This window comes from Paenibacillus hemerocallicola (assembly GCF_006265175.1).
In the GTDB taxonomy this organism is placed as follows: Bacteria; Bacillota; Bacilli; order Paenibacillales; family NBRC-103111; genus Paenibacillus_AB; species Paenibacillus_AB hemerocallicola.
The window spans coordinates 100828-126244 of the sequence record NZ_VDCQ01000003.1 but is presented as its reverse complement, the minus strand read 5'-3'; the positions used below and the strand labels follow the sequence as shown (position 1 = coordinate 126244).

Below are 25417 nucleotides of genomic sequence, written 5' to 3'. Positions count from 1 at the left end.
AATTGAAAAACTTGGATGTGTCTCAGAACCTTTCTGCTCTATGGGTACTACTGTTTTTCGAGCCTATAGATTGCCGGGTGAAGCCCTTTTAAGCTAAGTGCAGCCTCCTTGCGGCAGCTGAAATCGACCTGTCGGGCGGCGGTTTGTAACGCGGCATCCGCATCGGTCATGCAAAGGACGAATCCGTTCTTGTCCAACACCCGTCTCATCTCCTTGAAGACGGCTTGATACAGGGACGGGATGAGTTCATCGGATGAGATTTGCCGGCCAAACGGCAAATTGGTAACCATTTTATTTACAGTACCGGCTTCGATGGGCAGACGCCGGGCGTCCCAATGTCGAATCTTTACATGATCGCGGATTCCTACATTTTCCAATGAGGCTGCGACTGCCTCTTTGGACAAATCCCCTCCGCATATTCGAGAATAAGCGTACGCAATACGTTCGGAAACAATCGTTCCCGAACCGCAGCATGGGTCAACAAAAACATCCGTCGGTTCGGGACTTGATAGCCAAACTAGCGCATGGGCGATTGTAGGACGCAAAGCGGCGTTGGTAAAACTTCTTGCGTTCTTTCGATAACGAAATGCGGCATCCGTCAGCCTTAAAGCGAACATCGCCTCTTCATGATCAATATCAAGCCGAAATTCTATATCATGCGTACCAGCGATCTCGTGCCGACAAAAAGCATTGCGTTTCGCAATTCCCCGTGCGGCGGCTTCAGCAGCTTCAAAACGGGAATAAGTATGCTTTCCCTTTCGGCTGGCGTTCACGTTAAAGCTGACAGGTTCTGACCGGTTGCGAGAAGAGCAAGAAAGGTCTAATTGGGATATTTCTTTTTCTATGCCGATTAAATGAATCTTATGAGGGCCAACCCGAAACCGATGAATCGATTCGTATAGGTTGTCAGCAGTCCGTAAAACCATTAATGCGTCAGCAGGCAAGTCGGAAGTAAAAAAAACTTTGCCTCGCTCTATATTTTCGATTTTAGCGTCAGTAATTTTAACCCGAATTTCATTCTCCAAAACGTACTCGAGCCCAGGCAATACCGTTGCAAATAGATGCGCCACTTCCTATTTCTCCTTCGTATTCGGGATTTTGGGTATAAAAAAACGCAAATGAACAAAAGTCCATTCGCGTCTCCTATACAGTAAGTAGACCCCTCTCTCAGGGCCGCCTTAGAAAAGAGCGTATTGACTATTCCGTTCCTTGACAATCGACAGCAGGAAGAAATCCATGAAAACAGAACCCGAAATATCGGATTTGGGTTTCTCGCGTGTCATTCGCGTTATTCAGTTCATTAGCAACTGATAACAACTGTCAAGAATACGGCCATCATCATCAACGTTCTCATCCCTCCATCAATACGAATATTCACATTATACAGCAGGATGAAGCTATACTCAATGATTGTAATAACTACGCTCGTGTGGTGCTGGCGGCGGTTTACGGCTCAAGATGACCGCTTTTACAACGATCGGCACGCGATCGGGCAAAATAATCGTCCAACAATTCCAGATCGAACTCTCGGATCACTTCATCGACAGAGAACTCGTCGGTTTCGCTGGATATTAAAACCGATCCGAGACGACCCGGATCTTGAACGTGTACTTTAGCGCCGTATTTTCGTTTCAATTCTTCCAGCCGCGGCATGTTGTAGTCCAGATGAATGACGGCGCAGTCCAGATTCACCGTCTGAGTTACATAGGGGTAATAATTCGTGCTCTCCCCGACGATTTCCCCAACAGGCGAAATAATCGAGCATGGGTTCGGCAAATACACGGACCCGGCGAAATGGGCCCGACATTGGTAAGCCCAATATTGCTGCATCAAGCCGCCGTGATAGGCGGAGGAGAATACGATCAGATCGGGCTTTTCCCGTGCGTATTGCTCCAGCAGCTCATTGAAATTCAAGTCGAAGCAGATCACGCAGGCGACTCGACCGAAATCCGTTTGTATAATCGGCGCGAATTTGCCGTATAACGTGCCGGAGGTCGATTTTTGTTTGATCGTGAGATGGTTTTTGTTGTATACGCCGCAAACGGATCCGGACCGATCAAGGAGCTGGGTTGCGTTGCGAAAGCTTCCGTCGGCGGCTTCGATCATAGCGGAATAAGCAATGTAGCATCGATTGTCCCTGCCCGTTGCCGCGAAAAAATCGCGAACACGGTTCCCGCGATATCGGTAATAGTCATACAACCATTCCAGTGTACGGTCTTGCTTCATCGGGTCGTCGCAGCATTCCGGCAGTACGATCAGGTCCGGTCGATCGCGCAGTACCTGGTCCAATTGCTTGCTCCAGTATGCAATGATCCGATCGACTATCGCCTCCATATCTGTCAACGGATCGATCCGGCAGTGTGGGGCTGTCAAGCAGCTGATTTTCACATAGTTCGCCATCGCTACGATTCTCCTTCGAGATGATTTGCCCGATCTGCTCCCTGTACTGGCGGTCGGTTCCCTAAATGCTTGTCATCCGCTACCGGTTAAGCTGCATATGCGTTTAGTGGGATTGTTCTGGAACGCGAGGCCAACTTGCTTAAGAAGTTCCGATCCGATAATATCAGCGCAGCTTTTAAGAGAGCGATTACAATCAAAGCTCGACAACCTTTGTTGAGGCTGACAATCCACCCTCTTCGCTTTAAACTGTTGTTCGATCGTGGAATGCATGGAGTTCAACAGTCGAAAAAGATTGAATCCATATATTCATATATAAATAAAAATAAATGATTAGATTCATTTTCAACTCATTTATATCACACTCGTTCGGAAAAGGGAATATACTTCCAAAAGTAATTTAGCGGGAAATTTCCCCTCGAAAAAACTACTAACGCATAAGCCGCATACAGCTTGGAGGCGATTAAGTGGGCTTGAGTGATACACTCCCTATATATAGCGGCACAGACTTCCGTTATTGTCCCGAATTTCACTACAATCCCGATTATAACGGCACTGGCTTCCGTTAATACGATCTCTCGGGGGGATAATACATAATGAACAGCATAATAGAGGAATAGCTTTCCGTTATTTTGCTGTCGACACTGCTATTCGGTTCAATAACATACGCCAGTTCCGCTATTTTATGGAATCACGTCTCGCGAACGCCGGCAAAGACGGCAAGCCTTCACCGATCATGCGATGTAGGAGCACACGACAGGAGACAAGCTCCCGAATCAGCCAAACCCACGTACTATTGGCATATTTCGTTTGGACGGAAATGTAAATAAGGTTGATGACATCGGACAATGTCAACAACCTCATTATATACATGCATTATTTTATCGGCACATTCGATTCGACCCCTTCGGCAAAACGAATGGTGAGTCCGCTTTCGTCCATACTTGCAACCGGCGGCGTCCAGCCCGCGCTGCGATCGAAGGCGAATACCCACCAAACCGTTCCGCCGTCCTGCTCCAATACGCGAGAATGATGCAGCGTCAGCGGGCCGCGGCTGCCCTCGTGGCGATGCAGCGCTACCGGTGCAATCGGCTCCTGTACGCCCGATCCGTCGAAAGCGCCGATCCACATCGCCTGCGCACCGTCTCCGAGACGAGCCCAGCCGTCCGGAAACGCCCAGGCGAGAAATGTGCCGGCTTGCCAATAATAGTCCGCCCGCAAACCGTTTCGTGCCGTTTGGATAGTATCCTTGACGACAACTACACCCCGAGGAAGCATCCACACATCGCGAATCACGTCGGTCGCCGCAGCTTCGCCGGAATCGGTCGTCGTCCCATAGCAATCGGCCAACTGCAGCGCCGTATGCTGCCTTCCTTCTTGATCCGTTTCCGCCCGCAGTACGAGAGCGGCGCGTTTCGTTTGGGGCATACCGTCCAACACCGGTGCGTTGTGGGCTTGCATCCCGATCGAAAATTCCCGTTCCGGCCCTTGACGGTACTGCTGATAGCCGGGATCGGTAATCCAGAAGCGATCGCCCCCGCCGATGACGACGTGCCCGCCGTCAAAGTGCAAATGCCCGAGCGGATACCGGCTAGCGCCGACGGCCGCCAGCAGGTGTTCGCTGCCCCAGCCGCTTCGCAGGCTGACGGCGAAAGGGTGCTCCTCGCAGCGGGCAACAGGCTGCTCTTGGTCCGGTCGATCGCGCCAAGGCCAATCGAGCAGCTGCTCCAAAGCCGCGGCGGTCATGCGTGCAGGCGGCAGCCTGCCGGCCAGCCAATGGCCCTCCGGCCAATCGTAGATACGGGTCAGCTTTAGCGCGGCGTCCATCCAAAATGGCATTTCCGGCTCGTTGTCCCCGAGCGGAGCATTGATATCGATACGTCCCGGCAGCGCCAGCTGTATACAGCTGTTGACAAAGGAAGCATACGCGGGCTCGTTATCCGAATCGGACGGCCTGGAACTAGCCCGCGCCGTCAGCCAGTCCGTCAGCGCATCGAGCCAGAAACCGTCGTACGCGATGCCTTCGGATAAATGCTCGTCACCGAGCCGGGCCGTTTTCCAAACCATCACGACTTCCTGTGCTTTGTCCGCCAACGATGACGCTTCGCCATGTCCGACGGTCTCCGCCAAATAAGCGCCGCCGAGCAGTACGATAACCGGAATATTTACGAGATGCTCGGAAACGACCCGCTCTCTCTGCCCCCAGACGTTATGGTAAAACGGAACGATGTCCCTTTCCAGCAACTGAATGGCGGATTGCCTCGTATTCTCGAGAAGCTCGCGGTCCCAGCCCTCGGGACGCTGCAAATAATTGGCCAGACAAACAGCCAGATGACCGTTGAATAACCCGGCCTTGCCGGGACCTTTATGTCCATTGCTCCAATTGGCGGTTATGGCCAGCTCATGTTGCAGCAGAAGCCCCGCCTCCTCGTCGCCGAACCGCCGCCAAGCCGCATGCAGCAAATCCCAACGCTCCTTGATCGCCCACATGAACCAAGTGTACCAAGGGTAAGCTTCCATCCCCGGAATCCCTTCCGGCTTGCGTATAATGTCCAGCTGCGTGACCGGCAGCGGAAAAGCAAGCACGTGATCGATCCGGTAATAATGCACGTGAAGCTCCGACCTCCGCTTCTCTTCCGCGATCCTCCTTTTCAGCTCGTTTGCTCGTTCCTCGTCGCTCCAGACCCTCAATCCGCGCGGAAAACCGGCTGACTGCTCGTAAGCGGACGTTGCATCGTATCGTATAAATCCGTACATTCCGTAGCCTCCCAAAACCGAATATAAAGGTAGCTTGCGCTCCGTCGTTTGACAGGCGCTCGAATTAGAGCATACCACGGAAGCGGATCCTCCGAATGCCGATGATTGCCGTATTCGGCGAACTGCCTATCTATCGTTGCGGTCCGCCAACATGATTTCCAGTTGCTTGCGGTATTGCTCCGGCGATTGGCCTACGAATTGTTTGAAAAGACGCGAAAAATGCGTCGGTTGCTTGAAACCGAGCCGATAGCTGATGTCGGTCACCGTCTCGGCCTTGTTCAGCGTGAACAGCAGCTTCGCCTCATTGATACGGCGCCGGCGAATGTATTCGAACACCGTCATGCCGGTCACCTCTTTAAATAGCCTCAGCACATAATATTTGCTGAAATGAACGCCTTGTGCCAGCTCGTCCAAGGACAGATCGCGCATATAATGCTGCTCGATATACGCGATGACATTTCGCACGTGGCTTTCCTTCTCCCCTGCGGCGTCTTCCCGTCTGCCGGGCTGCCGCTCGTCGCAATCGTAAATAAACAGCAGTAGCTCGGCGACGGCCATACGCAGACGGGTAACGTTGACTTGCCCTGGCTGGTTGTAAAATCTGTCGATTTTCGCCAAAATGTGTTCAACTTCTTCTTTGCGACTTCCCGTCAGACGCCAGTGACCGTTTTGCAGCTCGCGGAACGGGCGGAACAAATCGACGGTTCCCGGCAATTGCACCAGCGGCTGCACGCTGGATTCCTCGATGCGCAACATCGTGCGGGCGCATGTATCGCGCATAACAGAGCCGTGGCGCTTGATCCCGTTCATAATGATCAAGTCCCCGGGAACGAGATCGATCGATGTCTCGCCCACGAGCACCGAGCCGCTCCCGCCATGAAAATAGTAAACCTCGTAGTCGGTATGGCTATGATAAAACGGTTTTGTCCTGAAGCTGCTCAGATGATGGACAAAATAATTGAGAAGCTGACCAGCCGGTTCCATTCCGCTCCCACCTTTTCCGTTCAATTGTGCCCAAATCCGCCCTACGTACATTATAGCGGGTCATAGCGGATCGCTGCACAATATAATTCGATGGCATCATGAATCGGCAGTAATTCCTCGCAAATGTGATCAAGTCACCGTGAAGTTGACTCCATAGAAAGTCAAAGCCGATTTTGCTGCCACGCTTCGGGATGCAGCATTCTCCCATGAGGTGCTGTATAACGGGACAATCCCCAGCTCCCGCACCGCCCTTGCCCATCCGGCAACTACTGCCGCGGCATATCCCCTTCCGCGAAAAGCATTCAAGGTCTCCAGCCCTGCTTCGTGCGCCCTGGATGTGATGCGAACGCTACGACAGATCGAGACGGCCCGGCCTTCGCGCACGAGCGCTATGCAAGGCTGCGCGAAGTCTATTTCCGAGTTCAGCCATTCAAAATCGCCGTGCAAAAACTCCGTCCTGTTTTCCGGGGTGATGCTGACAACCTGTGTGAACGGCACGATTTCGTCAGGCACGAGAAAACAAGGCCCCATCGTGAATCGTTCCCCTTGCAAAAGGTTCAAATACTCCTCGGCATGTTTCGGCTTCGTCTGGAAATCCGTCACGACCGGTTCGTCAGCGCACAATCTCTCCAATTGTTCGACAAGCTTCACCGGAACATCATACCGGAACCGGCATAGAGTCGTTCCTACTGTAGTCCGTCCCAAGAAAAAACGGGGGGCAAGGGTCTCTCCGGGCCAAGGCTCGTTTATCGTGCGAAGTCGGGCGTTCTGGTCATGCGTAAACAGCGCCTTAACATGGAATTCCATCAACTCATGGGCGTTTGGTTTGATTACCTTCCGATCACTCATGCTTCCATCCCTCCAATCGATCCATGTACGCTCTTCACTGAGTGTCACTATCAATAGTATCAAAATGTCAAAAGATAACCTGGGAATATTTAATATAAATCAAAATATCCTGCCAGGAAAACCTGACAACACAAAAATCACTTTACAGAAGACTGTAAAGTGGAGTGGCAGCCGGATCCGTATAGGGTTGATGAAGGCGGATTGCCTTATCCGATGAATCGAAACAGCCAAACGGATCTTGAAACATTAAAGGCTCAGGGCGTTGTCGTCGTTCGAATGGGAACGGTGCCGGAATTCCAGCGGAGACATCCCTTTCATTTCTTTGAACACTCTGCGAAATGTGCGGAAGTCTCCGAATCCGACCTCCAATGCGATTTCGGAGATGGACAAGTTTGTAGCTGCCAGCAACCCGGTCGCACGTCCTACCCGAAGTGCGTGCAAATATTCCAAAAACGTATGGCCGACGTGTCGTTTAAAAATGCTGCTCAAATAGGTGGGGGTCCGTCCCAGCGTCTCGGAAAGGAATGTCAGACTTAGCTCCTCGTTATAGTGCATGTGGATCACTTTCAGCATTTCCATGACCGCCCCTTGTTTCTCCATGTTCAGGGTGCCGCTCTGATGGATGGATTCCTGCACCGTACGCAGCAAATAGACGCACGCCTCGGATAGCTTGGACCGGATTACCGTGTTTTTCCCGAACCCGTTAGAGTGGTACTCCTTGAACATTTCTTCGATCAATCTCTCGAAGCTTTCTATTTGTTCTCCTTCCAAATCGTAGCGGGAAGGCAGCTCGCTGCCGATTTTCAAAATTTTATCCCATACGATAGGATCGATGGAGCTCGACTGTAGGAGATGAAGATCGAACATGCAGCAATATTTCGTCAATACGGTCCCCGGCTGGATCACGATTTCATGGAGATGATTGGGAAGCAGAAATGAAATCGTCCCTCGTTTTAATGGATGGCTTTGGCCATTCAAGATTTCTTCCCCGGAGCCTTCGATCACGAAGGAAAGTTCCGCAAAGTTATGATAATGCAGACGATAGCTTTTCGTATGCCGGCAAACCAATACGTAAAACGGCAAATCGTTTTTACCGAACTTATTAAAAGTCAGCGCGTCCTGGTACTCAGGAAATCGAGACATGAAGCTCCCTCCCCTATCCGAATCCAATCCAAAACCTAGGAACTTCCGACATAAAATGGCGGTAATCTCCAGCCGGGAACGACCATTTATGGAAAGGAGCCGACGCAAATACATGTTTGAAGCCTACGAAAAACATTATATGAAAATGAGGATGAAAGCACAATCGCAAAAAGTAAGCATTTATTGCTGAGGATGCAGTTGACGTCTGCCTTGTGCAAATCGACTGTCTTTGACCCCGTTTCAGCACGCCTGTCAGGAAAACAAAAAAGCCCCTCGCGGAGCTCTTCGCTATTTTTGTATCTCACTGTTCATTTCCGATCATCCCGTATTCGGATAACACTTGCCTGCGTCCGAGATATCGCCATACGACCGAGCCATCCGGTATGGCGTTTCCTTCATTGCCGGGAAAGCTGCCGGTGCTCGACGTGCCGCCCGTGATGCAAAAATACACTTTATCTATCGCTCCCACGGCAGCCCACGCCACATCCCCTGGCTGGTACGAGGCGGATGCCTGCCGCCCATGGACATCGGCCAACAAAAATCCGTCGTTTATCGCAATGAGTCCTTCCTTCGTCTTCCCTTCCAAATTCGCGTACGGAAACTTGGTTCCCGCCACAATCTGAACGCCGTCGCCCAATTGTGTCAGTACCGGAGCGCCGTCTCCGGCCGGGAACGGCTTGCCTTGCAGGGTGTAATTATTCGATAGCTGCAAAAGAACTCGGGCCAGCTTCGCGCTTTTATGACGCACATTTTTCAGCAAATTGTCCCGGATTACGAATATATGTATGCCTGCCGCCGACGCAGACGCTCCTTCATAGGAGATGTCGGATTCGATATAATTGTTGAAATCATAGATTCGATTGCCAATCACGTATGTTTTCACGGGCTGACCCGCGTCGTTAAATAAGTTGATCGCACTCGTTCCACTCGATTGCTGCGCTTTGATATAAAAATCGTTATATTCGATGGTGGTCCATTGAGCAACGGCACCCGACAAGTCTCCTATGTCGATAATGCTCTTCCTTACATCCCGGGTAATATGGAATTCATTATGGGACAGCAGACTGTTTCCCGAATTGTTAAAATTCATATCGATGACGACATTCGTAAACTTATTGTCGCGCAACGCGTAGTGTGAAAAATCGCCGATATCGACAATGCCCGCTCCGGTTTCCCCCAACCAAATAAATTCGTTGCCGATGAACACGCATTCATCCGTACCCGCGATATTCGTAAATCCCGACCCTTTGTTGACGAACAAATAATTGCCGCTGCTCGGGTCCCATTTCGTTCCCAGTTGAAACAGATCGTTGATGTTCTGTGCCGATCCGTCCTCTATGCAAGTATTTCCGATAAATTTATTGCCGACGGATGCGTAGAAGATGGCCAGCGAGCCGTTACCCGAGTTTTTCACGGTATTATGCTCCGCCGTACAGTAAAAGCAGCCTTCGTAGTCAATGCCCAGATCGATGCCCCGCTCGACGTAATTCCCGGTATCGTTGCACATGTAACCATTGATAATGTAGAGCGCATTCGGCTCATACAGCCGATTCTGGGTACGATTCACGTGGCGGCACCGGCGATAGTGCTGCAGATTGCCACCCTCCACCTTCCCGGCGGCGCCGCCCCAGCCGCTGATCGATCCCCGAACGGAGTCGTTTGCATGGATAAGCCCTTTCTCGCAAAACTCGTAGCGGAACATTTGCACGAGCGCTCCATCCTGTGTATAAGTCCGATTGTCCGCAAACAGAAAGTCCTTGTTCAAGTCTCCGCCGGTCGCAGATAAACCCGCCGACACGGCCGGATCGATATTCGGGTCGGTGTTGCTCGCAAGGGCCTGATTGTAAGTTCCCCATTGCCTGACAGCATGGGTCATATATTGCAGCCCCATGTTGTGAGACGTACATCTCCTCATCGATACGTTTCTGACGTTGATGCTGTACCAGGCACAGTAGGTCACATAATGAATTCCTGCGACCAGATTGGCCTCATTGATAAAATCGAGACCGTACAGATGGATATTCGTCGCAAACAAGAAATGATCCGTCTTGCAATGAACCGCCGTGATGAACGGGACTTTCAGTGTCGTTCCGTTCATGATTATTTTTACCGTTCCGGGTTCGGCTTGAAGCGTAATGTTGGAAGGGAGCTTCACCTGGACTGCCAAGCGATACGAACCTTTTGGAAAAAAGATAACGCCCCCTCCATTCCCGGCCGCATGATCAATCGCGCTTTGAATCGCCGGAGCATCATTGGCAATGCCGTCGCCTGCTGCCCCAAAGTCAAGAACGGACATAGACTCCCGTAATTTTGCGCCTACCGTGCGTTCCGTCAAGTTGGCCGCGTACTGATAAGAGACTTCGTCCGCTCCGACAGTATCGGGATTTCCGTAAACGGAATTGAGGACGGAAGCGCTTCCGTTCAAAGTGTGGATTAAACCTCCAGATGCTACGGCAGCTCCAGTAATTCCGAGAGAAGCAAGCAGCTTGCGCCGGCTGAGCTTTGCAGCCCCCTCCTTTTCCGTGGATGATGGTTTCTCCGTATACTGCTCCTGTTCGGTTCGGTCCGGATTGCCGTCCGATTGGTTGTTCACTTTTCATTCCTCCCTTGAAAGCGATTTCTATATTTGAATTGATTATAGGACGTATTTCTTTTGGATGCCTATATAGATCTGATAGCGAGATTCACTATTTGGCTATAAAATTGCTTCATGATGCCAGGCCACTTCCGAAAGATATACCGAATCGCGCAAAACAGAAAGCGGACTCCGCAATCGGAGCCCGCCGGCCATCCTTTCATTCATCTTTTCAAATTAATCTGACGTACTAGACTTACTATGATCGATTTTGACGTCGGAATTTTATGGTACTCATTAAATGGTGCTCTCCGGATAAGAGGAGGGGACTTCCCTATATTTATGCGTGTTCTGCAGTTTAAAAGGGTGATGTCCGTACAATGAGTTTCTATTAAAGTAACTATCGATTAGCGGCTTGTAATTTCTTAAAGAAGCCGGGTCGTCATTAATCTCAAAGGGACTCGGTTCCCCTTCTCCGCAAAGATTTACAGCCGACACGGCATAGCTGCTTATCGCTCCGTCGCAAGCTCTTTTGCAAGCAAAGCCGGATTCATCTCCCGAATATACGGTTTGGGTACCGCCATTACTGTCCTTTTTATATAACCGATAGCTTCCGGCACCTAGTACCTTGCCCCATGAGAAATACAGGTCGTCACCCTTAATGATGACATCCAGTCCTTCCGGCGATAATGGCTTTTCATTTGACGGATAGACGGGATACTCATGGGAATACGGACCGCTCTTGCTATCATTCTTGCCACAAACTCTAACGAAATATTTAACGTCATTAACCAATCCTTCAACGAGGCATCGGACTTCCTTTGTTTCGATTACGGTATTCCATGTCTCGCCGAAATCCTGGCTTATTTGAATCTGATAGCAGTCCGCTCCGGCCACGGCATGAAAATCGACTTCGCAAATCCCGTTTCCTTGAACAATATTCGTAATGACAGGTTTCGCAGGAATCGGCATATCGCTGCTATGCAACAGTTCCAACGTGTACTCTCCGCTTGATATTTCGTACATTCCATCTCCATCCGGCTTACACGGAATCGAGTCCATATACAGGCGTGCGTCCTTATTTCCCTCGCATGTTACGGCTATTCGATCTTCATGCAGACTGGAAATATACCCTTTCCATTCTCCGGCTTGCGTCCGACTAAGGCTTATCCCCGTTTTGCCATTTTCCGATCGAAGAGTTATGCCCTTGGCGTTGAGACTGTATCCGTGAATAAGCGCAATCTCGTAATCTCCAGTGCGGTATTCTCTTATCGCCCCTGCGGTTCCTTCGAATTGGACGCCGTCGAATTCGCCCTTGAGTTTCCTATTGCTTCGAAAAAGCGTATCCTTGAATTCTGGCGAAGCGACGATAGCGCCATAGCTGCGTTTTTCTACTCGCAAATCGTCCCTATGGCTAACGATTGCAAAACCGTTTCCTTTCCCTTCATACCAGACGGAGTCGATACTGCCCGTCTTATTTCCCGTAGTAAGCTTGCTCGTGTATTCGAAATCGGAAATCATATGAATAGAGGGCATTTGATCGAAGCTGGATACGCTCCAGACGAATCTGTTTCTTATGGCGGGAGTACCCGCTTTATCGTAAATGGAAATATAATCCGTTCCGGAAAGCAGTACATTTCTTTCCAAATATTCGGGATAGGAATATGATTTGTCGTCCTTTTCCGATTCAATGGACGTATACTGGAAAGTTCCAAGAGCATGATACGCATTCATAATCACATTTTGTCCGATTGACGTATACTTATTGTTTTTCCAAACTCCAAAATTGCAGCCTACTTCGCAGTCATTAATTTTTCTATCTCCTGCGTCCTCCTTGCCGTTGTGACTATATGCTTTTCCGTCGGCATAGTAGTAAATGTTCCCATTGCCGCCGGCTCCGGCAGTACCCCATCTGTAGTTCGGACCTTCATCTATTTGCTGCAAAAATACGGATACTTCCTCAGGCGTATAGACGCCATTTCGCAACATGATGCCGAACCCGGTGAAAGCGGTAGTTTTAAAATCCGGACGAGTACCTTTCTTCAGTCGATCCTGATCGGCGATTCCCTTCGACTGTTCTTTTTTCCTGGATTCAAAATCATCTGGCAAGTCGGAACAGACATAATGTATATGTTCTGCGAGGATTGGATCGTATCGTTCGAGATGTTTTGCAAAATCTCTCATGGAGGAGGGAGTAGTTCTTCTTGCAGCGTGCGCTCCTATCGGCAAATAGACCCGATGAGGCCCCATTCCCTCGGCAAAGCACCCCCAATGATGTCCGTCTTCGCTCGTAAGCTTGACGGATTTTTCATTTTCTCCTTGAAAAGGGGCCGTCATGCAATGAACCAGCCACTTGCCAAGCAGTGCGGAATGCTTGCTGGCAAAAACATTCCTAAATTCGCCATGCTCTTCCACCAACATGGCCGTTTTAAGTGCCGGGATTAAAAATGCCCACGTGTAGGTGCCTATATTTTCAGCCCATCTGCCACCCTCCAATCGGAGTCCTTTCAAATCCGGCCTGGTATACAGTCTGAGCGAGGTTTCAACGAACTTAGCGAAAATTTCCTTCCACTTCCCTGCTTCCGGGTGCTCCGGGAAGAGCGTCGCGATATATCCTAACGTTCTCCGCACATCTCCCTGCAAGTTGGGCGGCCCCCCGAGCATATGAATTAGCGGTACGACATGCTCGCTTGCCGCCAAGTATGTCAATAGCAGCAGCATAGCTTCTATTCGTTTTCTATTTTCGTATGGCATTTGATCTTTGAATCGGTTATAAGCCGCGGCAAAACCTGTCATTCTTCTATACGGGACAGAATGGAAACCTGCATTTTCTCTTTGTCCATGGGTCGGAAGCTTGCTTATAAGTATATAATTCATTAAAAAATCTTCAAAACTCTCATAGTCTTTATAAGGGCATTCATCGAAAATGACAATGCAACGTTTTGAGACTTCCGGATAGTCGAGAACGTAGTCTTTGATCGTGTTTAAGGAGAGAAGACTGTACCTGTTCTGCAAAAACATGCAGTAGCTTGAGCTGTGAAGGCTTGCCCTCGTGCCGCCGGCCAAGTATTTTGTTTCCGGCTCCCGCTCGGGTCTTACCCGATCAAAATATTGTTTGTCCTTCCTATGCTCGTATACGGCTATTGCCGTTGTTCTGGTTCCGCTGATGATTGGATAATTCCACCACATCAAGCCGTTTTTATAGAAGAAAGTTACGGCAAAGCCGTCCCAGGAACAAAATAAATCGTACCTCCTGTTATCCCATTTGGATTCGTCTACTATAAAAGCTCCGATCGATTGTCCGGACGTTTCATTCCAGAATGCGGCGGAATTCACTTTAACAACGGCCGCTTGAGGCTCATATAAAGAAAGTCTGAACGGAATTTGACCATCCGCCCTATTCGACCACATGCCGACAGGATGATTATATCCGCCTACGTTTTCTTCATCTATTTTGCACCAATTAAAGTCTTCATACTTGGTTTCGCAATCGCCCTCCATTACGGGAGGATTATTGGGAGCATGCCTATGTGTCGGAGCGAGCCCCGACCAATATATTTTGAATGAGGCGTCATCGTTTACCGAAATATTTTCGATAGTTTCAGTAAATTCGATAAACTCCATATTTTTAACAAACTTCAGAATAGCCTCGTAAGTTTTTCCGCCGTCAAACACATACTTGACTGTATATTCAGCGAAAATAGGTCCATGCTCGCGACATTCCGTAACGATTTCCAAAATCCGCAATTTTCCTGTTTCTATTTGAGAATTGCCGTATTTCATTCCGTTAGCGCTGATTTGCATAATAGGTCCGGGAATTTGTACAGGATAAATTTGCGAGAGAGGAATCCGCGCCGAGAAGATACCGTTATCGATCCATAAGCCGTTTTCGGTTTTTACTATGTTTATAGGGTTTTCAAATTTGTTCGGAGCAGTTTTTTTTAGCACGAAACTCCGTTCTTCCCCCGAGCCCAGGTCTGTTAAAAAGCTTAGGTCGGAGGACAACAGTCTGCCCGAGCTATCCTCCTTAAGATTAGAGAGCTGAAAAGGAACCTGCTCGTTTGTTCGCGAGTCATATAGGGCAAGATCGTCCGCTAAAACCTGATCTTCGCCAAAGTCCAGAGGGTAGGTCAATAAAGTCTCCGGCCACCAAAAGAGCTTATGTTTCAAACTGTCCTTTATATGGAACGTATAATCATTTTCAAATCGTATGCTCTTCTTCTGTTCGAACTTCATGGTTATATTCCAACCCCCTCGTTGTTCGGCATATTCGCGCCTTCCGTGAGCAGGATCTCTTCCGTACCGTCCTCGCCCCAAGAAATCTGAAATGTCTTGTTTAAAGGCGTTACGCAATTGATGCCTAATGCAATCGCTCCCTCTATCTGCTTGTCGTTGCGCATCGTCTCGAATCGATGCTCGTTCATGCCCGGCGAAACAACCAGACGATCCGGTCCGCACCTGTAAGTCGCTTCCCCTTCGGTCAGATGATAGAATTGCGGAGTCGCCTGACGCAGTCCGCTCCCTTCTATCTCTCCCTTGGAATCGAACGCAAACAACATCTGGGCGAATAAATGAGGAATGGCGTCTGTCGACACCTCCAATCGGATCGCCGACTCCGCTATCGTGATCTTCATGCGGATCGGCAACACCAATACATTGGTTTTCTCCCGAAGCTGATACGGTACATGCGAGAGATTTCCGGCGTTAGCGAGCAGCTGTTCTTCGGTAAGTATCCCCCCGTAAGATCCAATCGGCTCGACATGCAGCTCGTATTCGTTCTCGCCCGTTCGTCGAATGGCAGGAAACGAAACGCTTCCGATTCCAAACCAACCCAGCGCCAATTTGGCGGCAACCATTCTCGTCTTGCCGTACTGGATATACATAAAATGTTGTTGTCCGGCCATCAAGGTTACGCTCAGCTTGCCTCTTCGATGCCGAAGAATGGAAGCGCCATGCAAATCGGGTTCCTGCCGGCCAGTATTGTTAATGGACATCGGAACGTCAACGGAATGGTTGTCATGCAATAATACGGTATATTTGTCCGCTAACGGACCTACGGATTCGTTCAATTCCATGTCGGCGGGGTATAGCATCCAGTACAGCAGCAAAATCGGATCAACCGATGAAACCGTTTCGCTTGCAATAGCCGCCATACGATGGAAGGTCTCGTTCTTGTCGCGATTGGCCATCAATCTGTATATAGCGTTGTACATGCCATTCAAATAGACGACCTGATCCCGATCGCCCCTGCTCGAATATTCGGTCGCCACGCTATTGTCCGGGTGCAGCAAATAACGCATCATATTCAGATTGCTGCGAATCGCCGCAAATGCTTGTTCATGCCCGAATGCGGTTCCTGCATGGTACAGCAACAAATCGCAAATCGGATTGTAAGTCCCATTGCTTCGTTCGGTCCATTCGCCGTCCGGGGTAATGTCGAAGCCCTCGTTCAAAAACTGAAAGGCTCTGTCCTTCAAGCGTTTGTCATCAAATAGTTCGTATAGCAAAGCGAGCGCTCCGCATAAGACCCACCTGTGATTGGGGGTATGGAATCCTCCATGCAGCAAACCATCGATCGACCGACGCAAAAACAGTTCGATCTGACGCTCTGCAGGAACTAGCTCCTGAAATTTCACATGCCGCACCAATTTGTATACGAGCGATACGACATGCACGGTAAAGGCCGTATCGGGCGGCGAGTCGATATTGCAGTTCTCCAAAGAGATACACCCGCTCGGAAGTTGGCTGCGCAGCAAATAGTTTATCGCTTTTTCCAATACTTCGAGCATGGCCGGTTTTTTGTACCATCTTGATTCGGAATGACAGTAAAGGCAGGCGGCAAGATTGATGATGTCTTGCTGCTTGCCGGTCGCGGGGTCTAATGTCCCGTACCAATGGCTCTCCGGGTCGCCGATCACGAAAGCTTTTAAGGTATCCCATCTATTTTCCAGGTCCCGGACCAAATCCTTTTGGGTTAACATCGACTTCGCCTCCATGTTCAATTTGTTCGGACGATGGAATCCGGAACCAATCCCAAACGCTCGTATTGCTCCGGCGGCGCATCGTTCTGTTGCATGAGCCTGATCATCAACTGCCGCATATGCTGCTCGATCCGCTCGTCCGACAACGGATACAGCTGTCCGGGGTCCGTCTGCAGATCGAACAGCAGCGTACCCATCGTATGGCTCTGTATGGCATTGCTTGCCGCGATCTTCATCGTTCGGCAGCCTTGGGTAAAGGAAAACGGTTCCGCCAATTCGATGTGCCGCAGCTCCTCGACCGTATACATGGCATTCATATGGGACGGCATCAAGGTGTAATCGTACAGCGGTGTATTATCCGCGCGAACGGGAGCCCGCATATATACATAACGCCCGTCCGTGCAGTTGACGTGAGCGCCGTGGTAACCGAACAAAATCGCATCCCTCTTTGTTTCATCCGAACCGTAGACCGGAACCAGGTCGTGCCCGAGCATGGTGGACGGTACGGAAACGCCGAAATAGCCCAGCAAGGTCGGCGCCAGATCGATCCATTGCACGAGAGCGTCGCAGGTGCGGCCTGCCTGTCGGGTACGCGGATCCCAAATAAACAGGGGAGTGTTGGACAATTCGGCGTATAGCGGCATCACGTTCTTGCCCCAATAATCGTGCTCGCTGAGCAAGTACCCGTGATCCGTGGCGACAATCAGCATCGTGTCCTCCCACATGCCGTACTGGTCCATTCGATCCATTACCCGGCCCAATTGGGCGTCGCACATACTGACCAAAGCCGCATATTCATGCCGCAAATGGTTCACCTGATCCGGCGTTTCCGTTACGGGTCCCGGTCGCACCCAGTCGAAATCGGGTCCTTCGTAAACATGGGAATACAGTTTTTTGTATGACTCCGGCGCGAAAAACGGCTCATGCGGGTCGAAAGCCTCGATTTGCAAAAACCAATTGTCCTCCGAATGGTTCGTATCGATAAATTCGATCCCGTCTCGAAATGTTCGCGATTGCGAGTGGTCTTCTTCCTTCTGCATGTAGGTTCGGTTGATCCGGTCTTGTCGAAGCCGTCGCAGCGCATGACCGTTAAACCGGTCCGAGTGCCCGGTCAGAACCGGATCCTTCACCTCCCCCTTCCAAGGATCGCCTTCCTGTCCCCGGCTGAATTCCCAAGAGTCGTATTTCGTGTGATAGGTAGCTCCGCCCGCCTCCCAGTAATGGTAATGATCGCTGACAAGATGGGTATACGTCCCCGCCCGGCTCAGCAGTTCAGGCACCGAACGGTCAAACGGTTCCAAAGGGCCCCAACTGTTGTGCAGAAAGTTCAGTCTGCCCGTGTGCAAATCTCTGCGGGCAGGCATGCATGGCATACTGCCGACATAGCTCCGGGTGAATCTGACCGTGCGCTCGGACAGCCGTTTGAAATTCGGGGTATGCACCCAGTCGCAGCCATAAGGCTCAAGCATATGACGGTTAAGGGAATCGAACAAAACCAAGATCGCTTTCAAGAGCCATCTCTCCAGTCTTTTGTTAACGGTTTCGAACTACTTCACGATTACAATCGCCACTGTTTTAATTTCATACGGCCGAATCTCGAGCCGAATTTTGCCTTCCGTGGACAAATCGCCTATTGACCGTTCCAGCAGGTCGGTTTCTTGCCAAGCGCTGATCTCGAAATCACTCGTTATCGTTATCGTTCCGCGAGCCCCCATGTATTCGTGGAGGCGGATAATGACGGCATCGCTTTCTTCCGCCTTCTTCACCGCATCGATCATGACATGATCGGCATCGATGCTGAACAGGGAGGACGCAGGCTTGGCCAGCTCGCCCGGGACTGCGGCAATCGGGTTGTTCAACGCCCAAGCTTCCTTCACTGTACCGGCGGTTCGCCAGTCGCCGCGATGCGCCAGCAGCGAATAAGTAAATTCATGCGGTCCGACATCGGCTTGCTCGTCCGGAACCATGGCCGATTTGATAAGCGACAGTCTCATGACGTTATCCTTGATGTCGTACCCGTATTTGCAATCGTTCAACAGACTGACGCCATAGCCGTGCTCGCTCAAATCGGCCCATTGGTGTCCTACCGTCTCGAATCGCGCATAGTCCCAGCTCGTATTCCAATGCGTCGGCCGCTTGACATTGCCGAATTGCACGTCATACGTAGCTTCGGTTGCCCGGATATCGACCGGGAAGGCGACCTTCAGCAATTGCCTGCGTTCGTGCCAATCCGCTTGCGTATGAAAATCGATTCGGGGAATGTCTGCATATACGATCATGTCCTGTAGGATGACGGAATGGCCGTACTTCCAATGAAAACGGACAACGAAGCGCAATGGACCGGATTCAACGGGCCGTACCGAGACAAGCTCGTTTACGATACGCATTTTCTGGCTGTAAAAAATATCGATATCCCAAGCTTCATGCCGTCCTTTCGGCTTATCCTCGAATACCTGCAATACGTTGCCTTCGGCCCCGGGCGCCAATACGTTTCGTCGCGACCGCTTGTCATATATGGCCGTAAGCGCTCCTTTCTCGTTCCATTCGATATGATAAAACGGCGTATCCAGCATCCCGTTATCGTATCGGATGCAGCCGGATACGACGCTCGTCCGTTCTCCCTCACCATATCCCGGTTCTATGAGTTCCTCCGTAGGATGAAAAGATATATTGGCCGCTCCCATCGAAGGCAGGTCGGTTACGCGCACCCACCAGCTGTCGCCGGTCCGTTGCGCGGCCATTCGCAGTCCCGCGGCGTCGCGCCATAATCCCCGGTCCATGCCGTCGTCCGCCGGAATGCGCACCAGGTCCGAGCGTTTCCAGTTCGCATTGTTGAATAGCGCATAGGCTCTTGCCTCACTGTCCCGTCTCGTTTCTTTGATGGAAATCAGCGAGCTTGCGGCTTCATTCCATAGCCGGCTCCCTAGCTCCCATGCTTCCGCGTACTCCTTGCGGCTGTCCTCATACACCTCTCTGATGGACGAGCCGGGAATAATATCGTGAAATTGATTTCTCAATATGATTTTCCAACCCGCCAGCAAATCCCGGTCCGGATATTCGTTCCATGCAGATTTCCATATGCAGTGCATGATGTTGATCCATTCCGTATCGCGATAAAGAAACTCCAGACGCCTGTTCATTCGCTTGTTGTATGCCTGACTCGTATACGTCCCGCGATGAGTTTCCAAATAGATTTCCCCGTCCCAGACGGGAACGTAGCGATCGTGGGTATTCATTTCTTCCGCAAGCTTGGCGAAATAGTCATCCGCCCGTCCTGTCGCAACATTCGGCAAGCCCGGCATTCGTTCGATTCGGCGGCGCATTTCCAGCATTTCACGATTGGGGCCGCCCCCGCCATCGCCATATCCGTATGCGAGCAGCAAATTCCGGTTTAATGCTTTATCCTGGTATCCGTTCCAAATCCCTTGTACGGAATGAGGCGTGATGTCCCCGTTGTAGGTATACAAAAACGATTCCTCGTCTTGCTTATTATTCGGTGTCGTAATGAAATGGGACACGATCTCCGAACCGTCGATCCCCCTCCATAGAAAGGTGTCGTGGGGCATTCGATTGTACTGGTTCCAGCTGATCTTGGTCGTCATGAACGCTTCAATACCCGATTTGCGCAATATTTGAGGCAATGCCCAGCAATATCCGAAAACATCCGGCAGCCATAAGTAGTTGCATTCCAGGCCGAATTCGGATTTGATAAATCGGGTGCCGTACACGATCTGGCGAACCAACGATTCCCCGGAAGGCAGATTGCAGTCCGCTTCCAGCCACATGGCGCCTCCCGGCTCCCAACGTCCTTCCTTCACACGCTGGCGAATAGTTTCATAGATTTGCGGATAATCCTGTTTCATATATTCGTATAGCTGAGGCTGGGTTTGCAGAAACCTATATTCGGGATATTGCTCCATCAGCCGCAACACCGTAGAGAAGGACCGGGTGGCTTTCTCTCTCGTGTGTTTAAGTCTCCACAGCCAAGCAACGTCGATATGGGTATGGCCAACGCAAGTTATGTTTACAGAATGTATCTTATGTAAACTGGAAAGACCATGATCGAGCGTCTCACGCGCTATGGCCAGTGAAGCATAAAAGTCGTTTGAACGCGGATCGGACCAATCGATGCCTAGAAACGCGCGATCCAGCAAGCCGAGCAAATCTTCCCGCTCCGGACGATTGGCATCGAAGGTCGAGATTGTTTCCAGAATCGCCCTGCTCGTGTAGTATAAATCGTCGGCCGCCTCGTCGAGCCAGCACATCTTGGCCAAGACTAGCCGATGCTCGATGTCTGCCGCAGCCTCGTAACCGTTCAAGCCCGACCACAAACGGAATCGGAGGCGTACTGTCGGCTCGGCGATGTCGGATGGCAGAAATACTTCCCTGTGATTCGAGTCGACTCCTTGATACGGCTTCCCGTTCAGAAACAGCAGCGATTCAAATCCGCTGTTGTTTCCTCCTCCCGTGCGTCCGAAATCGAAAAGACCCAATACTTTTTTGCCGCGCCATGCCGCCGGCAGGTCAAAGTCGGCAGCCAGCCATATATAGCGATCCCTTCCCTTCCAAATATCGCCTAGCCGGATCGTCCGCCACTCTCCCGAATCCGGCGGGTATGCCCCGATATCCCCTGCAACATCCTCCTGAAATGCAAACTCGTCAATTCCAATTTCGTATACCGAAAGGCGGCTAATTCGTTCGTTCGCGCCTCCAATTTCTCGACTGTCCACCACATCATTCTGCTTCTCCCTATAGGGCCTCCCGAAAGCGAAAACGGTCATCGAAGGCGACTACTCCGCTTTCGGGAATTCCCCCTTAATTTTGCCTAAGTGCTCTCCCTGTGCATCAGTTTGGGCGAAACGGTGATGCTGCTCGTGTCGGATAGCTTCCGCGAGCCTTCGATATATTCCAGCATCCGTTCGGCTGCAAGCTCCCCCATCTTCTCATAAGGAACTTCGACAGCGGTCAAAGAAGGGATCAGATGCTCGTTCACCTGCTCCGTGTTGTCCGCCGCCATCACAAACAGATCCTTTCCGACCCTAAGCCCCAGTTGATAAGCGGCTTTGTAAATATTAATGGAGCCGCGAGACCAATTGGTTAATAGCGTTATCGGCAACGTTTGGGCGCGGAGCCATTCTACCCACCGAGCGCCGCACTGCTCCCAGCTGTCATCTTGTACGGATACTACTTGCGGTTTATGTCCACGGATGCTCATCCAGTTTTCGTATGAAGTCCGGCGCTGTCGATCTCCCCAATTCGGGCTGTAGGCAGGACCGGTATACATTTCGATATAGAGGGGGGGCGGAGTGCCCCGTTCCTGCAAATAATCGAGAGCCATTACAATGCTGCCGGCATAATCCATCAGGATGGAAGGCACTTGATTGTTTTCCGGATACCCCTCGACGGAAATATAGGGAACGCCTCTGCTGTGAATTTCATGAGCCCAGTCCGAATCGACGAAGCTGGTAGAATCCTTTGTGATGATCCCGTCGATCCGGCGCTGCAAATACATCTCGACAAGTCCCTCGCGATCTTTCTCGGCATCTCCGGAATCGTAAAGGAGAATGTAATAGCCTTCTTTCGTGCATACGTTTTTCAACCCTTGCAATATGGGCAAGAAAAACTTGCTTTCAAAATTGTCATATGCGGCCAGACACCGGCTGCGCCCCGTTCTCATTCCGCGGGCGTTGGCATCGACTTGATAATTTAAATCTTTAATCGCTTCGAGAACAATGCGTCTCTTCTCTTCGCTGACGCCGATCCCTTTCGTACCGTTAATGACGGCGGAAACGATGCTTCGTGAAACCCCTGCCCTCTCGGCGACGTCAAAGCTGGTTACGCGCTTCTTCAAATCGAACACCTCCCACCACAAGGATATCACGTGTTATTAAATAGGGCAAATAAAGGGAGGCATGCGCTGTGTTTGAAGAAGCAACGCAGAGACGTATGGATCGTGCCGATTTATTTGCTTTTTTCCGTGGCGATCAATTTATTGATTTCTTCCTCGGCCATCCGCAGGATGGAATTTACGTCCGCGACATTATTCAAATAATCTTCGAATTTCCTTCTGACGATTCCTTCCGCCGCCTGTCTGTAGGCCGAAATGGGAGGAGACAGAGCGGGCTTGCTTTTCAGTATGCCCGGCAAGTTTTTACCTTCCGCAAATTTGATCTCCGTGCCGAAGGCTTTCTTTATTTCCGGGTTGCTCAGTACCGTGATAACCCCTTGACGCGATCGCATCAGCTGGATTTCATCCGATGTAAGAACATTGAGCACTTGAAGAGCCTGTTCCTTATATTTGCTGGTGCTTGTAATCATGACAACATCCGTACTGGAAGAAGGATATACGTTCGGATTTTCAGGAAAACTCGGATATTGGACTACGTCCCAATTCAAGCCTTCTTGAGTGGGCGTGCTTAATTCGTCAAGCAAATTTTGGAAAAGGAACATCGATAACGTCTGCTCTTTCAAAAACTGCGTCCTCGGGCTTACGCTGGTCCAGCTATTTCCGGGTATGGAATAAATGGTTTTGCCAAAGTCGAACATTTTTCTCCATCCGTCCGTATTCACGATCGGTTTTTCGCCGTCGACGGTAAATAAGGATAAAGGCTGGGCGATCCATATAATATTGCTGCCCGTATTCAATCCCCGGTAAGTAGTCGCCCCTTCAACTCGGGACACTCGCTTGGCCAGCTCGACCGTTTCATTCATCGTCATACCGTCTTTTGGATAAGGAGCGCCGAATTTATCAAATAAGCTCTTGTTATAGTATAGCGCATGATATTTCGAATAAAGTGGAAGCGCAAACAATTCGCCTTTGGTCGAAGTCATGTAGACGTCGTCCAAATATGGCTTATCAAATCGGTTCAAATCTACTTTATGCTGCTTCACCAGCGGATTCAGATCATACAAAATCCCGTTTGCCTGCAGGGGAACGATCATACCGGTATGAGTGAACACAAGATCGGGCGTATTGCCGGCGGCGATCATATCCGTCAATTCATTGGACTTCCCCGGCTGGATAAAATCCAACGTGATGTTGGGGTGATGCTTTTTGATCAGGTCCTTCATCGTATTGAGGTAATTCTCATCAATCGAAATACCGCTGGAAGTCGCTTTTAGCGTAACCGGTTCCGTGCTGATGCTCTTGACCGGATCGACCTTTTCGGCGGTCTTATCCGCAGCTTTTTCTCCGCATCCCGCTATGACAGCAATCGATACGAGAGCGGCGCCTATCGTTAACAATCGATGTTTCATCATTCTCGTGTCCCTCCATTTAGTTTTGACTTGTTTGAGTACGTTGACTTCCGGCACGGTTCCAGTCATCCCCGTCGGATAGTTCGGTTTCCGCAGCGTGGACTTTTATGACTCTTTTCGGCATGCTCCTTGACGATCCTCGATATTGTCGCGCTCTCCTGTCGCTTCGTCTCGCACAATCCGCTTCTTACCCCATCCGCAAGATGTTAGAGTAGAACGTGCAAGATGGGTATAGCGCTTTCTCGATCGTAATCCGATGCGATGTCGACGACTTTGCGAAGTCGTTTGGATGTGCCGGCACTCCGATCGTCATAACCCGTTTCTGATCGGATCTCATTTCCTCCGTACTCCTTCCCCTTCAGCCGGGCTGCCTGAAAAGTCGTTCACAGCAGCCGAACCGTTACTCCCCCTCTACCTACCTCTTGCACTAACCGTTTCAAATAACGCCGTGTTTTCGAAAGCCTGCTGATCACGAAAATCTGCCCCGCAAGCTTCGTACTCTGCCTCCCCCGAAACCGTATGAATTTTCTTATAACACGTGTTACTCGAGCTGTAAGGTCATTATAGCAATATTATTGTTGTATGTCTACAATATGGTACGCTTTCATTCCGGCATAAGCTGACTTCCCTGCCGAATGCAAAACAAACCACCCCAGGCCGATTTGAATCCGGGGTGATTTGTAACAGCATGTATACGAAATGCGTTGCCGGTCGCGTCAACTACGGCTTCTTCTCGTACACGAGAGTGCCGGTCACCGTCTTTTTATTGTCCAAGTCAAGCTGGAAGTTAAACGCAAACAGCTCGTTACCTTTCGAACCCGAGTACTTGTAGAAGCCTTCCTCCGACATCTTGAACACTTCCTTGTAATTGGCCTTGTCCGCGTAATCTTGGTACAGCTTCACGACCTTATCCATGGGCAGCTTCGTTTCGATTGCTACAGTGTAAGAGTCGTTGCTTTTTAACGACGAGACTACGCCAACTTCAACCGGCAGCGGAATATCCGTCGGAAAGCCCTTGGGAATCTCCGTTTCGCTGGAAAGCGTAACCGATTTTCCCCCATCCGTCTTGATGGTCACACTGCCCTTGTCCTCCGTGCTTTCTTTCACCGCGACTCCGGCGCAACCGGTGGCCGGTATCGTTACCGCCAACGCGATTAAGGCTATAAGTATATAGCGTTTATTAGTCATAATCTGTCACTGCCTCTCCTCTGTTCCCAAACTCATCGGTCAGAAATGCATTTCTTTGCGGCATTACCGGCTAACATCGCGAAGGGACACGTAGCTTCGATGTCGTTCGACCGTTCTTTGCCTCCATCATCTTAGGGGAATTCCGTCCTTTCCGCTAGTGATTCTATGTCACCAATTTTGTAATGGATGTACCCAAGTAGTTCGATACTCCCAAGCAACTTGCGGATGTGCGACCGCGATTTAGCGGAAGCACGAGAGCATATAAAAGCTGGTTAAGCGCTCGCAC

The 25417-nt window shown here is 50.4% G+C and carries 14 protein-coding genes and 1 pseudogene; all 15 read right to left on the bottom strand.

All coding sequences use genetic code 11. The features are described from left to right. Nucleotides 1-47: 47 nt before the first annotated feature. The 15 genes and pseudogenes from FE784_RS03205 to FE784_RS03140 all read right to left on the bottom strand — a co-directional run bounded on the left by FE784_RS03205 (nt 48) and on the right by FE784_RS03140 (nt 25131). Nucleotides 48-1070 (bottom strand): methyltransferase domain-containing protein, encoded by a 1023-nt coding sequence (locus tag FE784_RS03205; RefSeq protein ID WP_139600675.1) that lies wholly within the window; start codon nt 1068-1070, stop codon nt 48-50. Between the two features lie 376 nt (nt 1071-1446). After that, nucleotides 1447-2400, bottom strand: coding sequence for a carbon-nitrogen hydrolase family protein (locus tag FE784_RS03200; RefSeq protein ID WP_139600674.1), 954 nt, complete (start codon nt 2398-2400; stop codon nt 1447-1449). Nucleotides 2401-3273: 873 nt separating this feature from the next. Beyond that, a complete protein-coding gene (locus tag FE784_RS03195) occupies nt 3274-5154 on the bottom strand; it encodes a heparinase II/III domain-containing protein (protein ID WP_139600673.1) in 1881 nt (626 codons plus the stop codon). Between the two features lie 126 nt (nt 5155-5280). Further along, entirely contained in the window at nt 5281-6138 is an 858-nt protein-coding gene (locus tag FE784_RS03190) for an AraC family transcriptional regulator (protein WP_176705931.1), read from the bottom strand. Nucleotides 6139-6267: 129 nt separating this feature from the next. Continuing rightward, complete coding sequence (aac(2')-IIb, locus tag FE784_RS03185; protein ID WP_139600671.1) at nt 6268-6987, bottom strand: kasugamycin N-acetyltransferase AAC(2')-IIb; 720 nt, start codon at nt 6985-6987, stop codon at nt 6268-6270. 246 nt (nt 6988-7233) lie between these two features. After that, nucleotides 7234-8130 carry an AraC family transcriptional regulator gene (locus tag FE784_RS03180; protein WP_176705930.1) on the bottom strand — a complete coding sequence of 299 codons (897 nt, stop codon included), beginning with the start codon at nt 8128-8130 and terminating at the stop codon, nt 7234-7236. 301 nt (nt 8131-8431) lie between these two features. Next, nucleotides 8432-10723, bottom strand: coding sequence for a glycosyl hydrolase family 28-related protein (locus FE784_RS03175; RefSeq protein WP_139600669.1), 2292 nt, complete (start codon nt 10721-10723; stop codon nt 8432-8434). A gap of 279 nt (nt 10724-11002) precedes the next feature. Further along, nucleotides 11003-14941 (bottom strand): fibronectin type III domain-containing protein, encoded by a 3939-nt coding sequence (locus FE784_RS03170; RefSeq protein ID WP_139600668.1) that lies wholly within the window; start codon nt 14939-14941, stop codon nt 11003-11005. A gap of 2 nt (nt 14942-14943) precedes the next feature. Next, nucleotides 14944-16686: a prenyltransferase/squalene oxidase repeat-containing protein gene (locus FE784_RS03165; RefSeq protein WP_139600667.1), complete on the bottom strand. Its 1743-nt coding sequence runs from the start codon at nt 16684-16686 to the stop codon at nt 14944-14946. Between the two features lie 17 nt (nt 16687-16703). Then, nucleotides 16704-18197, bottom strand: a complete 1494-nt coding sequence (locus FE784_RS03160; RefSeq protein ID WP_139600666.1) for a sulfatase — start codon at nt 18195-18197, stop codon at nt 16704-16706. Between the two features lie 36 nt (nt 18198-18233). Continuing rightward, on the bottom strand, nt 18234-19466 hold the full coding sequence (locus tag FE784_RS42760; RefSeq protein ID WP_425465527.1) for a glycoside hydrolase family 38 C-terminal domain-containing protein: 1233 nt from the start codon (nt 19464-19466) through the stop codon (nt 18234-18236). Between the two features lie 168 nt (nt 19467-19634). Then, nucleotides 19635-20951, bottom strand: a pseudogene (locus FE784_RS42755) (alpha-mannosidase); the annotation flags it as partial. Between the two features lie 560 nt (nt 20952-21511). After that, nucleotides 21512-22537: a LacI family DNA-binding transcriptional regulator gene (locus FE784_RS03150; RefSeq protein WP_139600665.1), complete on the bottom strand. Its 1026-nt coding sequence runs from the start codon at nt 22535-22537 to the stop codon at nt 21512-21514. 110 nt (nt 22538-22647) lie between these two features. Continuing rightward, nucleotides 22648-23946, bottom strand: a complete 1299-nt coding sequence (locus FE784_RS03145; protein ID WP_176705929.1) for an ABC transporter substrate-binding protein — start codon at nt 23944-23946, stop codon at nt 22648-22650. Between the two features lie 717 nt (nt 23947-24663). Continuing rightward, a complete protein-coding gene (locus tag FE784_RS03140; protein ID WP_139600663.1) occupies nt 24664-25131 on the bottom strand; it encodes a hypothetical protein in 468 nt (155 codons plus the stop codon). Nucleotides 25132-25417: the final 286 nt, after the last annotated feature.